Source organism: Treponema endosymbiont of Eucomonympha sp. (genome assembly GCF_001028545.1).
The window spans coordinates 1-240 of record NZ_BBPW01000740.1 but is presented as its reverse complement, the minus strand read 5'-3'; the positions used below and the strand labels follow the sequence as shown (position 1 = coordinate 240).

The following is a 240-nucleotide window of genomic DNA, read 5'->3' as shown; positions in this document are numbered from 1 at the left end:
ACCGCCGACTGCCCGGCATCGACACCGGCAGCGCTTAAGGAATTTGCGGCAAAGGCAAGGGAATTAAGGCAGCGAAACAGGCAAATCAAACCGGCGGTAACAATCCGCATCATGCCGGAATGTTTGGAACTGTATAAGGCTTTAGGCAAGGGCTACACGGGCGTTATGGCGGACGTGTTAGACTATGTAGCCAAAAACCCCGCGCTTTTGCAAAGCATAACAGCGAAATAACCACGCCGC

1 protein-coding gene is annotated in these 240 nt (G+C 53.3%); it reads left to right on the top strand.

The genetic code is table 11. From position 1 onward, the window contains the following. The coding region (locus AWU74_RS08820; RefSeq protein ID WP_162505150.1) for a BrnA antitoxin family protein at positions 1-231 on the top strand (231 nt) is incomplete at its 5' end. Positions 232-240 lie beyond the last annotated feature (9 nt).